An 18,049-nucleotide genomic window follows, 5' to 3' on the forward strand; every position below is an offset into this window, starting at 1 on the left:
ATTACTGTTTTTTTAAATTAATTGGACAAAAAAGGAAGTCATTGCCGGAAAAGTTTTTGGATTATGTATTAGCGCCGTTGCTTAGTCCGCGGAGATTGGTTTTTACAGAACCTTTCTTTTGGATGAGGACTTTTAATTTCATGCCCAGGTCAAGCAGGAGCCCGTGGGTAAGAAGTGATTCTTTTTCGATTGCTTTGATGATATCTTCTTCAGATTCGAGTGATTCCCTTAGAAGTTGTTTGAAATCCAGTGCCAGTAGGAAATTGGTCTGAGAGGTTATTCCGCAACACTCCAATCCGTTTTTTAAACCTGACTGACATAACGCTGAAAAATTCACATGGGCGGTGATGTCCTGATTTCCGATATTTTCGTACGGATGGGCATTTAACGAATGTTTGGTATAACAGAGCAATGTTCCTGTCTGTCGCTCCGGTTTGTATAATTCCGAAGAGTGGTGACCATAATCTATGGTGATAACGTATCCTTTTTTTAAGGACTGTGCAATTTCGGATATCCACTCGTTTGCCTGGAGGTTTATTTCCGTCTGAAATCCTTTTGGTAATACTACATTCAGTTCGTTCAGATACTCCTTCAGTTCTTTTGAAGCGGGTCGTAACACTTCGTAAAAACCATCTTCATAGCCCACAAAAACTTCCATGAGTTCGTCTTCCATGACTACTCTGTGAACGGAAAAATTATCTACCAGTTCATTGGAGAGTATACAGCCGGTGATTTCGGGGATATCCTGAATGGTTTCGCACCAGTTTACATTTTCATGCATACGGGCTCTTTCTTTTTCCCGCATTGCAGGACTTTTTTCGATGATGATATAGTGCAGCTTATTGTAGAACTCAGGAACCGTTTTAAGATAATCAAGGATGTCATTACAAAGTTTACCCGTGCCGGCTCCGTATTCAACAATGGTGAATTGGTCTTTGCCGGTTGCTTCCCACATTTCGATTAACTGACGGGCAATCATGGTGCCAAAGAGTGGTGTGAGATTCGGACTGGTATAGTAATCACCTTCAGCTCCGATTTTTTCCCCTTCGGAAGTATAATAACCCAATTCCGGATAATAAAGCGATATTTCCATAAAATCGCGAAACGAAATTGGACCTTCCTGTTGGATTCTTGTTTTTATGATATCCGATAGCTGCATCACTTTTGTGTTTTGATTACTGCAGAGGGCATATCAAAGTTAGGGATAGTATTTTTTATATCAGCTCATTATGTGGGTAATCTGGTCTGTGTCAGTATAAAAAACTACTGTATTTTCGCTTTAACCTCCCGAAGCTCCTTCCGCATTTCCATAAGCAGTGAAGTGATGTTATCAGCGGAGTGTTCGGTCTTTTGGTCATTACGGCCGATGTTGCAAACGTACTCCCAAATCTCAAGGATATCTGAAGCCTTAACCTGATACGGTTCATAGAAGGTATTGTCCGATTGCAGCACTAAGGAATTCTTTCCGTTTTTATTTAGACGCTTGTAAACGATCCCGTCGTCTTTGGTAATCACGATATAGGTTTTTCCATCCTGGATCTCACCAAGGCTTTCAATGTATTTGGCCACGATAAAAGAACCGTCTTCGTGTGGTGGCATCGAATCACCTTCAACAGGGAACGCACGGTGTTTGCCGAAACCCAGAAAAGGGAGTGAGATAATCGGCAGGTTCCCGATGTATTCAGGATCGGAATAGCCACTGGTATAACCGGCTTTGGCTGCCTGGGGGATAATTTCAATGACATCATTATTTTCTGCATCGACTCTAATCGGTAACAGCATTCGGTTTTGCCCGATCTTGATCATACTGTCCAAACCTACTTTGGTCAGATCAGCCGTCAGCAGTAAATCAGTAGTGATGCTGTAATATTGAGACATGCGGATCAGAATCTGATACGGAGCTTCCGAATTCCCGTCCTCATACTTTTGATACTGCCCGCGACTGATGCGCAAATCATCGGCAACTTTTTGTTGTGATACTTTTTTACGCGCCCTTAAATACCTCAAATTATCAGCAAACAGTGTCATAATAAAAATTGATATATATTGTATCAACAAAAATAATACAAATTATATCATATCGCTCTAATTTTGTAGAATATATTTTCAATCCAAAAAAAGAGAGGTTATGGCACGGGCGATTGTACACATGGATTTAGACACTTTTTTCGTGTCTTGTGAAAGATTAGGTAATTCAAAATTAGAGGGAATCCCTTTGATTATCGGAGGTGGCGACAGAGGAGTGGTGGCATCCTGTTCGTATGAAGCGAGGGTGTTTGGAGTGCGTTCGGCAATGCCCATCCGTATGGCAATGCGCTTGTGTCCGCAGGCGAAAATCATCAAAGGGGATATGGAATTATACTCCAAATTATCGTATAACGTTACCCAGATCATTGAGGAAAAAGCACCTATTGTTGAGAAGGCCAGCATCGATGAACATTATCTGGATATTACCGGTATGGATAAGTTCTATGGCTGTTATAAATGGACTAACGAGCTGGCGCAAACCATCACCAAAGAAACGGGGCTGCCCATCAGTTTTGCGTTGTCGGTGAATAAAACGGTTTCGAAAATAGGAACAGGAGAGAGTAAACCCAAAGGAAATCTTGAAATCCCCGAGGATCAGGTACGACCGTTTCTTAATCCGCTATCCATTAAAAAGATTCCGATGGTGGGTGATGTGACTTTTCAGCTGCTGTCCCGAATTGGCATCCGAACGATACAGACATTATCGGAAATGCCGGCCGATGTACTGCAGCAGATGATAGGAAAAAACGGCATCGAATTATGGAAGAAAGCCAACGGTATCGATAACAATCCTGTAGAGCCTTATAGAGAACGGAAGTCGATTTCTACGGAGCAGACCTTTAATCAGGATTCCATAGATATTTATGCGATGAAGACCATTCTGACAGGCATGGTGGAGAAACTGGCTTATCAGTTGCGTTCGGAACAATGGCTTACATCGACGGTGTCGGTTAAGATCAAGTATGCCAACTTCGATACGCAGACCAAACAATGCAGGGTTTCGTATACCTCTGCCGATCATGTGCTTATAAAAACGATTGAAGAATTGTTTGATAAGCTTTACGACCGTCGGATGCGGCTTCGGATGATCGGTATCAACTTCAGTGGTTTGGTGCGCGGGACCTATCAGATCAATCTGTTTGAAGATACACTTGAGATGATCGCCTTGTATCAGGCTATGGATAAAATCAAGAAGCGCTACGGTTTTGATGCCGTGGGACGGGTAGGTACAATTCTTCAAAAAAAGCTTTAACATGTTTCTTAATTGTCATTCGTATCATAGTTTGCGTTACGGCACTATTTCCATCAGCGATTTAGTGGCAAAAGCCGTGCGGGCCAACGTAAAGGCTTTGGCGCTCACCGATATCAATACGGTGACCGGGATTTATGATTTTATAAAAGAATGCAAAGCCGTAAGTATAAAACCGCTGGTGGGTATTGAATTCCGTTGGGATAATAAACTTCATTATATCGGATTGGCAAAGAACCATAGCGGTGTAGCTGAAATGAATCGCTTCTTGACGCAACATAATTTTGACGGAACACCCTTACCGGAAACGGCTCCTTCATTGGAGCATACCATAATCATTTATCCTTTCGGAAAGCAGCCGGAACAGCTCAGAGAAAATGAATACATTGGCATTCGTCCCGAACAACTTGTGAAGTTATTTAACCCGGAATGGAAAAGCCTGATCGATAGGATGGTTATTTGGCAACCGGTCACTTTTGGAACTAAAAAGGAGTTCAATCTGCATAAGATCCTAAGGGCTATCGACTTGAATATCATTCTGTCCAAACTGACACAAGAGGATCATTGTGCCACAACAGAGGTAATGCTGCCGGAAGAAGAACTGCTTCATCAGTACAAAGAATATCCGCAAATCATTCGGAACACGGAGCGTATTGTTGATGACTGTAATTTCGAGTTCGATTTTTCAACTCCCAAGAACAAGAAGTATTACACCAACAACAGTAAAGACGATATGGCGTTGCTCACCACATTGGCTTATCAGGGTTTGGAATGGCGCTACGGGAAGAACAATGCGGCAGCCAAAGCAAGGACCGAGAAAGAGTTGAAGGTAATCGAACAACTTGGTTTCAGCGGTTATTTTCTTATCACCTGGGATATTATCCGCTACAGTAACAGCATGGGGTTCATGCACATAGGCCGTGGAAGCGGCGCCAATAGTATCATAGCGTATTGTTTAGGGATTACAGATATTTGTCCGATAGAACTTGACCTGTATTTTGAGCGGTTCCTTAATGAAAACCGTAAAAGCCCACCCGATTTTGATATTGACTGGTCCTGGAAAGAACGGGACATCATACTCGACTATATTTTTACACGATACGGTAAAGAACACGTTGCCTTTTGTGGTACTAATGTGGAATTCAAATACCGTTCGATTTTCAGGGAAATAGGGAAGGTGTTTGGTCTGCCTAAGGAAGAACTGGACGCTTTAGCTAAAAATCCTATGGCCATGCATGATACTAACAGCGTGGTTAGGTTAGTGCAGGAATATGGGATGTTACTGGAAAAATACCCTAATCAGCGGAGCATGCATTCCTGCGGGATTCTTATTTCGGAAGAACCGATTACTAATTATTCCGTTCTGGAAATGCCGCCTAAAGGGTTTCCGATTGTTTTGTTCGACATGCACGTTGCGGAGGATATCGGCTTTGATAAGTTTGATATCTTGAGTCAGCGTGGCATTGGCCATATAGACGACTGTAAAAAGCTTGTGCTGAAAAACCAAGGAATCAATGTTGACATCCGGAATACTTCGATTTCTAAAGATGAAGCTACAGCAAACGAGTTTTTAAGTAGGGGAAAGACTATTGGTTGTTTTTATATTGAAAGCCCGGCCATGCGTGGATTGCTTCGCCGACTGAAATGCGATAATTACAAAACACTGGTGGCCGCTTCATCGATTATTCGTCCGGGGGTGGCACAATCGGGGATGATGAAAGAGTATATATTTCGGCATAATAACCCTGATAAGTTTGAGTACTTTCATGAAGTGTTCCAGGAACAGTTGGGGGAAACCTACGGCATTATGGTTTATCAGGAAGATGTGATCAAGATTGCTTTGCATTACGGTGGACTTCCGGCTGCCGATGGTGATATCCTCCGCAGAGCCATGAGCGGTAAAGGACGTTCCAAGGCGGCTTTGCAGAAAGTGAAAGATAATTTCTTTGCCTGTTGTGAACGGAAAGGGCATCCTGCTCAGCTCAGTCAGGAGATTTACAGGCAGATAGAGTCCTTTGCCGGGTATTCGTTTTGTAAAGCACATTCTGCGTCTTATGCGGTGGAGAGTTATCAGAGTCTGTATCTCAAAGTGTATTATCCGATAGAATTCATGGTCGCGGTTATTAATAATCAGGGTGGTTTTTACCGGACGGAAGTCTACGTACATGAGGCTCGGATGTCGGGGGCTACTATTCATAATGCGTGTGTGAACAGAAGCGACTATGAAACCACTTTGTACGGTACCGACGTGTATCTCGGGTTTATGCATTTGGAAGGCCTGGAGTATAAGGTGACTCAGCAGATTTTATCCGAAAGAGAAACCAACGGAGAATATCAATCATTGGAAGATTTTATAAACAGAGTTCCGATAGGTATTGAAGGAATCCAGATCCTGATCTTTATTGGAGCCTTTCGTTTTACAGAGAAATCGAAGAATGAGCTTTTGGTGCGTGCCCGTTTATTGCTGGTAAATTTCAAACCCGAAAACAGAAGTCTGATGTTGCTGCAGGAACCGGTGAAGGAATACAAACTGCCGGAATTGGAGCGTTCTCCCTTTGAGGATGCTTTCGATGAAATTGAACTGCTGAGTTTTCCGGTGTCCTGTTCGCCTTTCGATTTATTACAGACCAGATATCGGGGGGATGTGATGGCGAAAGACCTGCTGTTGCATCATAAGAAGACAGTTAGAATGTTAGCTTATTTGATTTCCAGAAAGCATGTTCCTACCAAACGTGGTGAAATGTATTTCGGAACCTGGGTAGACGCGCAAGGGGAGTTTTTTGATACGGCTCATTTTCCGGACAGTCTGAAAAACTATCCGTTTCAGGGAGGAGGCTGTTATCTTTTGTTGGGAACCGTTGAGATTGATTATCATTTCCCGGCCATCACGATTGTCAAAATGGCCAAAATGCCTTTTATTCCGGACCCGAGGTATTCCAATGGCAGTGAAGCGCAATTCAAAACCCAGCAGCAGATAAGAGAAAATGTGAGTATGACGCACCGGGCACCTTATCCGTCGGAGCATGAGATTGGGTTGCCGAGGGGGAGGATGAAGGGGTGAGAGAGGTGTAGAGACAAGAACCAAGTTGGGATCTGTTAAGGGTTAGGGTTTTATCCAGGATACTTCTCCTTCATGAATTTCATGGTTTCAGTCATCAGTGTGGTTAATTTTTCTATGTTGATATCGGAAAGTTTATTGGCGTAGATGCACACCTTTCCCATTTTGAATTTGCCCAGATCTTCCAATAAGTACTCGTGTTCTTTCAGGCCGGTGTATACATATAGGGAAATGGCTGCTTTTCGGGGCGAGAAACCGAGAAGCGGAGCAGAGCCTTCATGACCGCTTTCGTATTTGTAATGATAACTGCCAAAACCAATGATGCTGGGTCCCCACATTTCCGGTGCATAACCTGAAACACTTTGCATCAGCTTTATCAATTCAAAACTGTCTTTTCTTTTTTGGTCGGTTGTTGCGAATTCGTTTATGAAGTCGGTAACACTTTTGTCGGTTACTTCTGTTTTGTTTTTAGCCATGATTCATTAGTTAATTAGGATGTTATGCAGAAAGCTAAAGTTAAACACTTTTTTAAATAGAGAATTACGGTTTTGTAACTCATTTTTATTACTCGGCTTTATACGGCTTATATACGGCTTATATACGGCTTTGGTACGGCTTTGGTACGGCTTAAGTACGGAGTAACTTCGGGGAATACATTCAGGTAATGGGAAATTAATCAGACAAAACCCTTTGTGTCGATCTTTTTATAGATTTTGATGTTACTAAAGTATCTGATTGGAAATAACTATCAAATAAAAAAACGGCTTATGAAAAGCCGTTTTACAATTAAGTTTTGTCAATTATATTCCTAAATATTTCTTTTGTCCTTCTGTTAAATTCCAAGTCTCTTGGACATCTAAATTCACCAAAATAACTTTAATTTTCAAATCTTTATTGTCTTTTAGTGATTTGTACCAATTGAAGGACGTTTCGTTGTTTGCATCAAGGAACATAGCCCAATTGATTAGAATATAAATATCATATTCTTCTGATAATTGTGTGTTGTTGCCCAAAATTGTAAGTCTTTCCAGCCATGTAGAAAGTTTCTCATTTGTGTCGTACTTAGATTTTTCTAATTTCTCAAGTTTTTTTATTGCTTTTCCACAGCTAACACCTTGAGAACTATCTTCAATGAGATATCCTTGTTTGTTGAAAAAATAGGCTTCAGGAACTGCTAAACGCTTCGACTTTCCATAATCACCAAACGTTTTTATATCTTTTAGGATGGCAATATCGTCCAATTTATAATCAACATTTTTTTCATTCAAATATTGAATTAGAGAATTTTGATTCTGTATTTTAAACTCAATCGAAACCTTTTGCCCTATTGCGGCAGGACTAAAACAACTGAGGATTATAAATAGAAAGAATCTCATATTAACTAGTTATTTTCAAGAATAAAACCATATTGTTTAGTTTCTGCATCGTATGTTATTGGAATAGTCCCGGCTTTAACTTTAATAGTATGTAAGCCAATGCCTAAATCAGAAAAGTCAAATTCTGTATCTTCTTCAAAGATAATAGCATTACTGCCAAAGAATTCGTTTATGTATGTTAAACTTGTTGGGTCAACAACAACTAATAAATGTGTATCGTCTATTATATGAGCATTTCCATAAAAAGTGTTAGTTGCACGTAATTCACCAAGATCGACAGTAAACGGATCAACAGTTACGACAGTTTTAATGTATCTACAGATTCCAAACCCATCACAGTGACGTGATCTTCGACCAATTTCCCAGTGCACAGAAACACTACCGTCAGTTGGCCATTTTGAAGTTTCATGAACAGATGAATTACTCGTTGCCGGTGATTCAACAGATGAATCGGATGAACAAGAGTACAATGCAACAACAACTAACGAAAGTAATAAACTTTTGATTTTCATAAAAAGATGCTTAAAGTTAAATTAATAATAAAAATATTGTTCCTAAAAACTAAAGAAATGTTGATTCTTCAGATGGACTAATGTAGGAAAATAAATCTAAAATAATTATTTCTTGTCAAAAAAATAGTACATTTTTTAAATTTCACTTTTGATAGTATGCTGTGACCGGTATGAAACGAAAAAGACCAATCGCTCGATTGATCTTTTTCGTTGAGGCAATTACATTTGATAAATTCAGGCATATAAGTATCAAAAATAGCTACAAAATAATTTAGTTGATTTTATAGTTTAGTCAGAATAATCTTTTGTAACTATCTCAAAATGATTCGGTTAAAATACCGTCACATATATGTTTCAGCCAGTGATGATCATCGGGTTTTTGTGTTTTTTGTGGGAAAAAACACTGTTTAAGATTGCTTCCTTTCTAATTTTACCATCTCTAAAAACAAAGAAAATACCTTCATGGGTATTTTTCCCGAAAATCCACACTTTACCGTCATTTTCAAGGAGTATTCAAACAAAATTTTAATTGTATGAAGTCAACTTTTACTAGTGTGTTACTGGCATTCTCAATGATTGTTGGTAGTGTGAGTTCGTATGCCCATGTCACGGTTTCCGGAATTCACAATGATAAAAACAAAGTACCGACGTCGAGCAACGGTACTATTCAATGCAACACGGAAGAACCTGTACCCATCGCAGGGAATGCATTCGACAATTTATCTTCGAGTTCTTCCACTACCGGATTATGCGTCTTAGGATGCGGCATTTTAAATCCTTCGAGATTGACCGATGCCAATTTAGGTAACTATGCAACAGTTACGACGGCCGTTGGCGTTGGTGTAACACACCGGTTACGGGTTACAGATGCGAGTGATGTGTTTTCCTCCGGGACTTTTACCGGTTTCCGGATTGCCCCGAATGGCGGTATTATATCCGCCGATCTCCTTGACAATATTTCGATACGGACCTATTTGGGCGGGACTTTGCGCGAATCCATGACGGGAACCTCGCTCATAAGTTTATCGCTATTATCCAATCCCGGCAATTTCATAGTAGGATTTAATACTTCACAGACTTACGATGCGATAGAGATTTCGATTAGCAGTTTGGTTGGGGTATCCACCTCAACGAATGTCTATTATGCGGTCATCAGAAACTATTGTGCCGGACCGGATTTAGTTTGTAATTCCCCCACAAGACTGAACTTGCCTGCTTATCCGGCTGCTATTCAAAATGCTCACACCGGACTGTCGGGTATTGGAGTAGGAAGTATTTCAGATCCTGAAGATGCCATTTCTTCCAGTGCTACGGATTATGCCAAGCTGAATTTATTGGCAGGCGTTCTCGGCAGTGTTAATTTTGCAGTGAAAGATCAGATTACCGATTATCCGGCAGGGACTTATGCCGGGTTTGAGGTTGAAAATATAAATTTTGTCACGCTTTCGGTACTTGGGAATGTCCAGGTAAAAACTTACCTCAACGGCGTATTTAAAGAAGGTTTTTCGGGTAACGATTTACTCGCTACTGCCGATGCCTTGAATGTGAACGGACGTTACAAACTTGGATTTGTTTCGACCCAGTCTTTTGATGAGGTTCAGATTTCCATCAACCAAACGGCCGGAGTCAATCTTGGGCTGACTAAGGTTTTTGGCGTTGTTATTCAGAAGTTCTGCGCAGGTCCGGCCTTGCCTTGTAATACGCAAACGGCCATCAGTGCACCAACCTATCCTGTTTTCATCAACGGAAAGAGAACTGAAATTGACAGAGTTGTGTGCGCACTTTGTTCTGTCAGCAATACCGAAAATCTTATTGATGCCAATGCTTCGAATTACGCTTTAGTTGATCTGACAGCCAGTGTAGGAGCCAGCGCTAAAATTTCGGTGAAAGATCAAATTACGGATTATCCGGCAGGAACATTTGCAGGATTTGACATTGAAAGCATCGCTTTATTGAACGTCAATGTTTTTGATGCGATTAAAGTGACCACTTATCTGAACGGGATACAGCAGGAATCTAAATGGGGAAGTGGTCCCCTGATTTCGGTGAATACCAATCTTATACTCGGAACCGGAAGACAGACTGTTGGTTTTGTTTCTACCGTGCCTTTTGACGAAGTGCAACTGACCCTGACCAATCTGGCTACGGTGACTTTAGGAACGGTAAAAGTATACAGTTCGGTATTGGAAAAATTCTGTTCCACTACGCTGCAGTGTAATCAATCTTATGCGCTTACGAATCCAACGTTCCCGGTAACCATTGACGGTGCTAAATCCGGAATCAACGGTGTGGTATGTGCAGCCTGTGCTGTGAATAATGCTAATAATGTGTTGACTGCCAGTACTTCGGATTATGCCAATATCTCGATGACGGTAGGTACTTTGGCTAACGGCTCTTTGGCTGTGGCCGATCAGTTGTTTACTTATCCTCCTGGGACTTTTGCCGGATTTACAATTAAAGATCTCAATAATCTGATTGAATTGGATCTGTTCCAATCCCTTACCATAGCGACCTATAATAACGGACAGTTCCGTGAAGCCAAAACGGGGGCACAGTTACTCAGTTTGTCGTTGCTTGTCCCTCTTTTTGGAAGTGGTCCCGGTTTTTATAATGTCGGATTTAAAACCACATTATCCTTTGATGAGATCCAAATTCGGGTAGGGTCGTTGGCCAGTGTTATCAGTAACATCAATGTTTATGGCGCGTTTGTCAATACCAAAGACAGTAATGACGGGGGCGGACCTTTGTTTTGTGTTGCCTCTGACTTAAGCGTTGTTAAAACCGCCAGTAATGCAAATCCTCCTAAGGGCTCTAATGTGGTATTTACGATCGTAGCTTCAAATGCCGGGCCGAGAGATGCTGATGGCGTTGTGGTAAACGATCTTTTGCCTTCGGGGTATACTTATGTCAGCTCTACGGCTTCGATTGGAACATTTAACAATGCTACAGGTGTCTGGTCCATCGGTAATTTAAATTCGGGTACGAGCGCTACCTTAACGATTATGGTGACTGTTAATGCCACCGGTAATTATGCCAATACCGCCACCATAACGGGGAACCAGCCTGATCCTAATACCAACAACAATACATCTACATCTACTCCGACTCCGGTTAATGTTGTGATTGCGAACGATGATATCGGTACGCCGACAAACGGTTATTCGGGAGGTACGGCCTTTACCAATGTTTTGGTGAATGATACTTTTAACGGCCAACCAGTTACGGCTTCGCAGGTGAATATCAGTTTTGTTTCTGCTACAAATCCGGGTATTACGCTGTCAGGAACCAATGTGGTTGTAGCTCCGGGCACACCGGCAGGCTTTTATTCCTTAGTCTATCAGATATGTGATAAAGCAAACGCTTCCATTTGCGATCAGGCGACGGTATCCGTAACCGTTACAGCACCGATTATTGATGCGGTAAATGATACTGGTTCTCCTGTAAACGGATATGTGGGGGGAACGGCCTTAGCTACTGTTTTGGGCAATGATACCCTGAACGGTCAGCCGGTGATAGCATCGCAAGTGAATACTAATTTTATGTCGTCTTCCGACCCCGGAATTACCTTATCAGGCAACAGTGTAATCGTTTCTGCAGGTACTCCTGCGGGTTCTTATACACTGATTTACCAGATCTGTGAGAAAGTCAATCCTGAGAATTGTGATCAGGCAGCAGTCTATGTTACGGTAACCGCACCGGTTATTGATGCGGTAAACGATACTGGTTCTTCGGTAAACGGCTATACGGGTGGAACTTCCTTTACGAATGTTTTGGGCAACGATACCTTGAATGGTCAGCCGGTTTTGGCCTCGCAGGTGAACACTACTTTTGTTTCTTCAACAAATGCGGGTATTACTTTATCCGGAACCAATGTGGTAGTGGCTGTAGGTACTCCGGCAGGTACTTATAGTTTGATTTATAAAATATGTGAGAAAGTCAATCCGAACAATTGTGATCAGGCTACGGTATCAGTAACCGTTACTGCTCCGGTAATCGATGCAGTTAACGATACTGGTTCACCGGTAAATGGTTATGCAGGAGGTACATCTTTCAGCAATGTCTTGGGTAATGATACTTTAAACGGTCAGCCGGTAGTGGCTTCGCAGGTTAACCTTACTACAGTTTCTTCAACCAACCCCGGTATCACCTTATCCGGTACCAATGTGGTTGTTGCTCCGGGCACACCGGCGGGATCGTATAGTTTAACCTACCAAATCTGTGAGAAAGTCAATCCGACTAATTGTGACCAGGCTGTAGTTTCGGTGACTGTTACGGCTCCGGTTATTGATGCCGTAAACGATGTGGGTTCTCCTGTCAATGGTTATGCGGGAGGAACTGCCTTTACCAATGTTCTGGGCAATGATACTTTAAACGGGCAGCCGGTTACAGCTTCGCAAGTGAATATCACTACCGTGTCTTCCACCAACGCGGGCATTACCTTATCGGGAACCAATGTGGTTGTAGCAGCAGGTACTCCGGCAGGTTCTTATAATCTGATTTATCAAATCTGTGAGAAAATCAATCCGACTAATTGTGATCAGGCTACGGTTTCCGTAACTGTTACAGCTCCGGTAATTGATGCGGTTAATGATGCAGGTTCTTCCGTTAACGGCTATGTGGGCGGTACATCCTTTACCAATGTCTTGGGCAATGATACCTTAAACGGTCAGCCGGTGGTTGCTTCTCAGGTGAATACCACTTTTGTTTCTTCCACGAATTCCGGAATTACACTTTCAGGAACCAATGTGGTTGTGGCAGCAGGTACTCCGGCAGGAACGTATAGTCTTATTTACAGAATCTGTGAGAAAGTCAATCCGAACAATTGTGATCAGGCTACGGTATCTGTTACCGTTACAGCTCCGGTTATTGATGCAGTTAACGATGCGGGTTCTCCGGTTAATGGATATACAGGAGGTACATCTTTCAGCAATGTCTTGGGTAATGATACTTTAAACGGTCAGCCGGTAGTGGCTTCCCAGGTGAATACTACCTTTGTTTCTTCAACTAATTCAGGTATTACCTTATCCGGAACCAATGTAGTTGTGGCTGCAGGTACTCCGGCGGGTTCGTATAGTCTGATTTATAAAATCTGTGAGAAAGTCAACCCGACCAATTGTGACCAGGCTACGGTTACCGTTACCGTTACTGCTCCGGTTATCGATGCAGTAAACGATACTGGTTCTCCTGTCAATGGTTATGCGGGAGGTGCGGCGTTTACCAATGTTTTGGGGAATGATACGCTAAACGGCCAACCGGTTTTGGCTTCGCAGGTGAATATCAGTACGGTTTCGTCCACCAATACAGGTATTACCTTATCGGGAACCAATGTGGTCGTGGCCGCAGGAACGCCCGCAGGTTCTTATACCTTGATTTACCAAATATGTGAGAAAGTCAATCCGACCAATTGTGATCAGGCGAACGTATCGGTAACTGTCAATGCGCCTGTTATTGATGCGGTTAATGACACCACTCCTCCAATAAATGGTTATATAGGAGGTACCTATACGAATGTTTTGGTTAACGATACTTTAAATGGTCAGCCGGTAACGGCATCTCAGGTGAACATCACCTCCGTCTCTTCATCCAATGCAGGCATTACCTTATCGGGAACCAATGTGGTTGTGGCAGCGGGTACTCCGGCAGGTTCTTATACCTTGACCTATCAAATCTGCGAGAAAGTCAATCCGACCAATTGTGATCAGGCAACAGTATCTGTTACTGTAACAGCGCCTGTGATCGATGCGGTTAATGATAACGGTACTCCTGTTAATACTACTACGGGAGGTACTGCGTTCACCAATGTTTTGGGTAATGATACTATCAACGGTCAGCCAGTTGCAGCTTCACAAGTGAACATCAGTACGGTTTCATCAACCAATGCAGGTATCACCTTATCGGGAACTAATGTCGTTGTCGCAGCGGGTACGCCACCAGGTTCTTATACGCTGACTTATCAGATCTGTGAGAAAGTCAATCCGACTAATTGTGATCAAGCCAGTGTTTCCGTGACAGTGAGTTGTTCGCAAATAGCGGCTCCAACCGTTTCTGTAACACAGCCAACCTGTACGATAGCGACGGGTAGCATTACGGTGACTTCGCCAACAGGAAGCGGCTATACTTACAGTATCGGAGGTGCTTATCAAAGCAATGCGACGTTTACAGGCGTGACTCCGAACAGCTATAATGTGACAGTTAAAAACAGTAATGGTTGTATTTCTTCGGCGACAGTGGCTGTGATTAACGCGCAGCCTTCTACACCATCGGCACCATCGGTTTCCGTTACACAACCGACCTGTACACTTGCCACCGGAACTATTACGGTTACGGCCCCAACAGGAAGCGGATATACTTACAGTATCGGAGGTGCTTATCAGAGCAATGCGACCTTTGCAGGATTGGCCCCTAACAGCTATAATGTTACGGTTAAAAACAGTAGCGGATGTATATCATCTGCAACGGTAGCTGTCATTAATGCTCAGCCTTCAGTGCCATCAGCACCAACGGTTGCCATTACACAACCAACGTGTACGGTTGCCACCGGTTCGATTACTATTACTGCTCCAACTGGAAGTGGGTTAACGTATAGCATCGGAGGTAATTATCAAACCAATCCGACATTTGCAGGGTTAGCAGCGAACAGCTACAATGTAACGGTTAAAAACAGCAGCGGTTGTGTTTCCTCTGCAACAGTAGCCGTAATTACTGCTCAGCCGTCCGTACCATCAGCGCCTACGGTTTCCATAACCCAGCCAACATGTACTGTGGCGACAGGTACGATTACAGTTACTGCTCCAACAGGAACCGGGTATCTGTACAGCATCGGAGGGGCTTATCAATCCAGTCCGACGTTCTCCGGCCTGTCTTCTAACACATACAGCGTAACGGTTAAAAACGGTGGCGGTTGTGTTTCTTCGGCGACTTCGGCAGTGATCAATGTGCGTCCGACCACTTGTAATGTAGCGGGTATCTTCCACACCAATGTTACCTGTACCGATTACAGAAACAATGCGAGCAGTCAATTAGTTGGTCAGTTGTGTTATGCTACCAGATCAAATAAAGTGTCCAATGTTACTCCGGGGCAGTTCTTCTATTACACCAGCATTACGGCACCTTCGTCCAGTTTCTGTGTTGAGGTGATCGAAACGAAATCCTGCAGTAGTCTTGCGCTGTTCAGTATTCAGCAAAGTAATCAGATTACGCTTTACAATGCCAGCTGTTCCAATGTGGCTTCAGGAACTCAGGTTTCCTTGGGATTGGGCAGAATCTGTATAAGCAATGCAGTTGCGGGTACGCAATATGTGTTAGCGGTTAAATATGATTCCAAATCGGTTGTAGGCTCTTCGTTTACAGGTTCGGCTCCTGTTTGTCAGTATTCTTTTGAAAGCAGAATTGATGGTACTCTTGTTCCGAACAGCAGCACAAGTATTAATATGGTACCAAACTGCTCAACAGCCGTTACTTCAAATACCGATAGCGGAAGTGCTTTGTCTAAATCAGAAATGAAAGTGACTGTGGCGCCTAATCCAGCGGTTGATGACTTTGAACTGTTTATCGAATCGTTAAGCGACGAAAGCGTAGTGATTAGAGTTGCGAGTGCCAATGGCAGTCTTGTCAGAGAAATCAAATCGGATTCTAAAAACGGTATTCGTATTGGTAAAGAACTTGCCAGAGGATTGTATTTTATTGAAGTGATTCAGGGCGACCAGCGTAAGGTGGTTAGGGCTTTGAAATTGTAGTCTTAAATTAATTGTGTGTAAAACCGTCTCTTTTTGGGGCGGTTTTTTTTGCGAGGGTGTTGCCGCACGACAAAACCAAAACAATTTCATGTTTTAAATTGTAAGATTTTTATTCTTTAAGATAGTAAGTATATTGACTTGTTTTTTTATTTTTTATCAAAAAAAGTAAGAAAATACCAAATAAATAATTAAATAGATATACATTTGAGTATAATATTACGTCATTAAAATCACACAAAAAAGAGTCATAAAAACAAGTGACCAGTCCTTGTTTCAGTGTGTAAAACCCAATCAGATTAAAAACTAAAACCTGACCTATGGAAACCAAATCACCAATAATCAATTGTCACACCCACATATTTACAGGTGACCATGTACCGCCGTATCTGGCTAAGACTTTTGTTCCCGCTCCTTTGCACTACCTGCTCTCACTTTCAGTAATTGTAAAAGTCTTTAGATTTTGGTATAATCATCCTTACAAATGGCAGTTCGAGCCATGGTATAAACAGATAAAACAGACTATTTACAAAATAAAAATGTTTGGAAGCCGTACTGGAATAATCAGGGTAATCACTTTTGTTGTAGGCTTAATTCTTACCATACAGGTGTTTTATATTTTATATGACTGGCTTGCAGATCTGGGTGCTCCTCAAAGTGATTTTGGGCTGCTCCTGGATAAATTCCGGGACGTATTGCTGAAATACTTACCGTTAGGTATTCCAAAATCATTTATCGGAAAGTTAATGGTGATTGGAGTGCTTTTTTTATTTTTTAAAAGTGCAAGGAATTTTGTACTCTTCCTTTTGAAAAAAGTCTGGTCTTTTTTGGGGATATTTCCAGGCGCACAAAGTAAAAAACTGGCTGAGCGCTATCTTAATATTGGAAGGTTTGCATTTTATAAACATCAGTCGGAAGTTTTTAAAAGATTAAAAAATCAATATCCGGACGGAACGGCTTTTGTTGTACTGCCGATGGATATGGAATATATGAATGCGGGTAGTCTGAAGCCGGATTTTAGTTATGCTAAGCAAATGGAAGAATTGAAATCCATTAAATCGAAAGCAAAAAACAAAAATATTTTTTTTCCTTTCGTATTTGCCGAACCCAGAAGAATTAAAGAAGAAGGGAAAGCACATCTGGATTATTCTTTTGAGGAAGGTAACATTACCCTTAAAGACTGTTTTATAAAAGAATACATTGAAGATAACCAGTTCAGCGGATTCAAAATCTATCCTGCATTAGGCTATTATCCCTTTGACGAAATGCTATTGCCTTTATGGAAATACGCAGCAGATAACGGTATTCCAATACTGACACATTGTATCAGGGGAACAATTTATTACCGCGGGAATAAAAAGAAAGAATGGGATAAGCACCCCATTTTTGAGCAGGTAAACGGTATAGATTGTTATGGTCCTTTAATGTTGCTGGAAACTAAAAATATTGACTTTATAAACAACTTCACCCATCCCTTAAATTATCTGTGTCTTCTTGATGAAAGGTTGCTGAGGAAAGTAGTGGAACGCGCAAGTAATCAAGAAATACATAAAGTTTTTGGGTATACAAATCCGAATACTGAATTAAAATACAATCTGAATCATTTAAAATTATGTTTTGGGCATTTCGGAGGTGATGATGAGTGGAACCGCTTTATTGAATCCGATAGAGATAACTACAGCAGCCAACTGGTAAGGCATCCTTATAAAGGGATCAATTTTTTAGAGAATGAAGATGGTGAGATCAGCCGAGGAAAGCCTGAGCATTTGTGGAAATATGTCGACTGGTACTCGCTCATATGCAGTATGATGCTTCAGTATCCCAATGTTTATGCCGATTTGAGTTATATCATCCATAACAAGGAGATACAACCTCTTTTGAAGCAAACCATGTTTAACCAAAAGCTGAAAGACCGGGTTTTGTTTGGCACTGATTTCTATGTGGTGCGGAATCATAAATCAGAGAAGAATATGCTTGCGGATATTATGGATTATCTTAATGAAAAAGAACTTGATCAAATAGCCCGAATTAATCCGCGAACGTTTTTAAGGAATGCTTTGCACGAACATTTCGCAGATAAAGTTTAATCATCG

9 protein-coding genes are annotated in these 18,049 nt (G+C 41.8%); 4 read left to right on the forward strand and 5 right to left on the reverse strand.

The window, feature by feature from the left end; genetic code table 11:
- Nucleotides 1–61: 61 nt before the first annotated feature.
- Nucleotides 62–1,159 carry a class I SAM-dependent methyltransferase gene (locus AC3E9U_RS12965; protein WP_488747343.1) on the reverse strand — a complete coding sequence of 366 codons (1,098 nt, stop codon included), beginning with the start codon at nucleotides 1,157–1,159 and terminating at the stop codon, nucleotides 62–64.
- 104 nt (nucleotides 1,160–1,263) lie between these two features.
- On the reverse strand, nucleotides 1,264–2,028 hold the full coding sequence (locus AC3E9U_RS12970) for an XRE family transcriptional regulator (protein ID WP_488747344.1): 765 nt from the start codon (nucleotides 2,026–2,028) through the stop codon (nucleotides 1,264–1,266).
- Nucleotides 2,029–2,128: 100 nt separating this feature from the next.
- Here AC3E9U_RS12970 and dinB point away from each other — a divergent pair, with 100 nt between their 5' ends.
- Both dinB and AC3E9U_RS12980 read left to right on the forward strand, forming a co-directional pair.
- Entirely contained in the window at nucleotides 2,129–3,280 is a 1,152-nt protein-coding gene (dinB, locus tag AC3E9U_RS12975) for a DNA polymerase IV (RefSeq protein WP_488747345.1), read from the forward strand.
- A gap of 1 nt (nucleotide 3,281) precedes the next feature.
- Nucleotides 3,282–6,338: a DNA polymerase III subunit alpha gene (locus AC3E9U_RS12980; RefSeq protein ID WP_488747346.1), complete on the forward strand. Its 3,057-nt coding sequence runs from the start codon at nucleotides 3,282–3,284 to the stop codon at nucleotides 6,336–6,338.
- A gap of 50 nt (nucleotides 6,339–6,388) precedes the next feature.
- On the opposite strand, the gene AC3E9U_RS12985 is transcribed toward AC3E9U_RS12980, so the two are convergent.
- From AC3E9U_RS12985 to AC3E9U_RS12995, 3 genes are all read right to left on the reverse strand, one after another.
- Entirely contained in the window at nucleotides 6,389–6,811 is a 423-nt protein-coding gene (locus AC3E9U_RS12985; protein WP_488747347.1) for a DUF1801 domain-containing protein, read from the reverse strand.
- 324 nt (nucleotides 6,812–7,135) lie between these two features.
- Nucleotides 7,136–7,711 (reverse strand): hypothetical protein, encoded by a 576-nt coding sequence (locus AC3E9U_RS12990; RefSeq protein WP_488747348.1) that lies wholly within the window; start codon nucleotides 7,709–7,711, stop codon nucleotides 7,136–7,138.
- Nucleotides 7,712–7,716: 5 nt separating this feature from the next.
- Complete coding sequence (locus AC3E9U_RS12995; protein WP_488747349.1) at nucleotides 7,717–8,223, reverse strand: hypothetical protein; 507 nt, start codon at nucleotides 8,221–8,223, stop codon at nucleotides 7,717–7,719.
- 533 nt (nucleotides 8,224–8,756) lie between these two features.
- Between AC3E9U_RS12995 and AC3E9U_RS13000 the strand changes: the two genes are divergently transcribed.
- Complete coding sequence (locus tag AC3E9U_RS13000) at nucleotides 8,757–15,959, forward strand: T9SS type A sorting domain-containing protein (protein WP_488747350.1); 7,203 nt, start codon at nucleotides 8,757–8,759, stop codon at nucleotides 15,957–15,959.
- Between the two features lie 317 nt (nucleotides 15,960–16,276).
- Nucleotides 16,277–18,043, forward strand: a complete 1,767-nt coding sequence (locus AC3E9U_RS13005; RefSeq protein WP_488747351.1) for an amidohydrolase family protein — start codon at nucleotides 16,277–16,279, stop codon at nucleotides 18,041–18,043.
- Nucleotides 18,044–18,049 lie beyond the last annotated feature (6 nt).

The sequence above is a fragment of the Flavobacterium sp. 21.1 genome, from assembly GCF_057801535.1.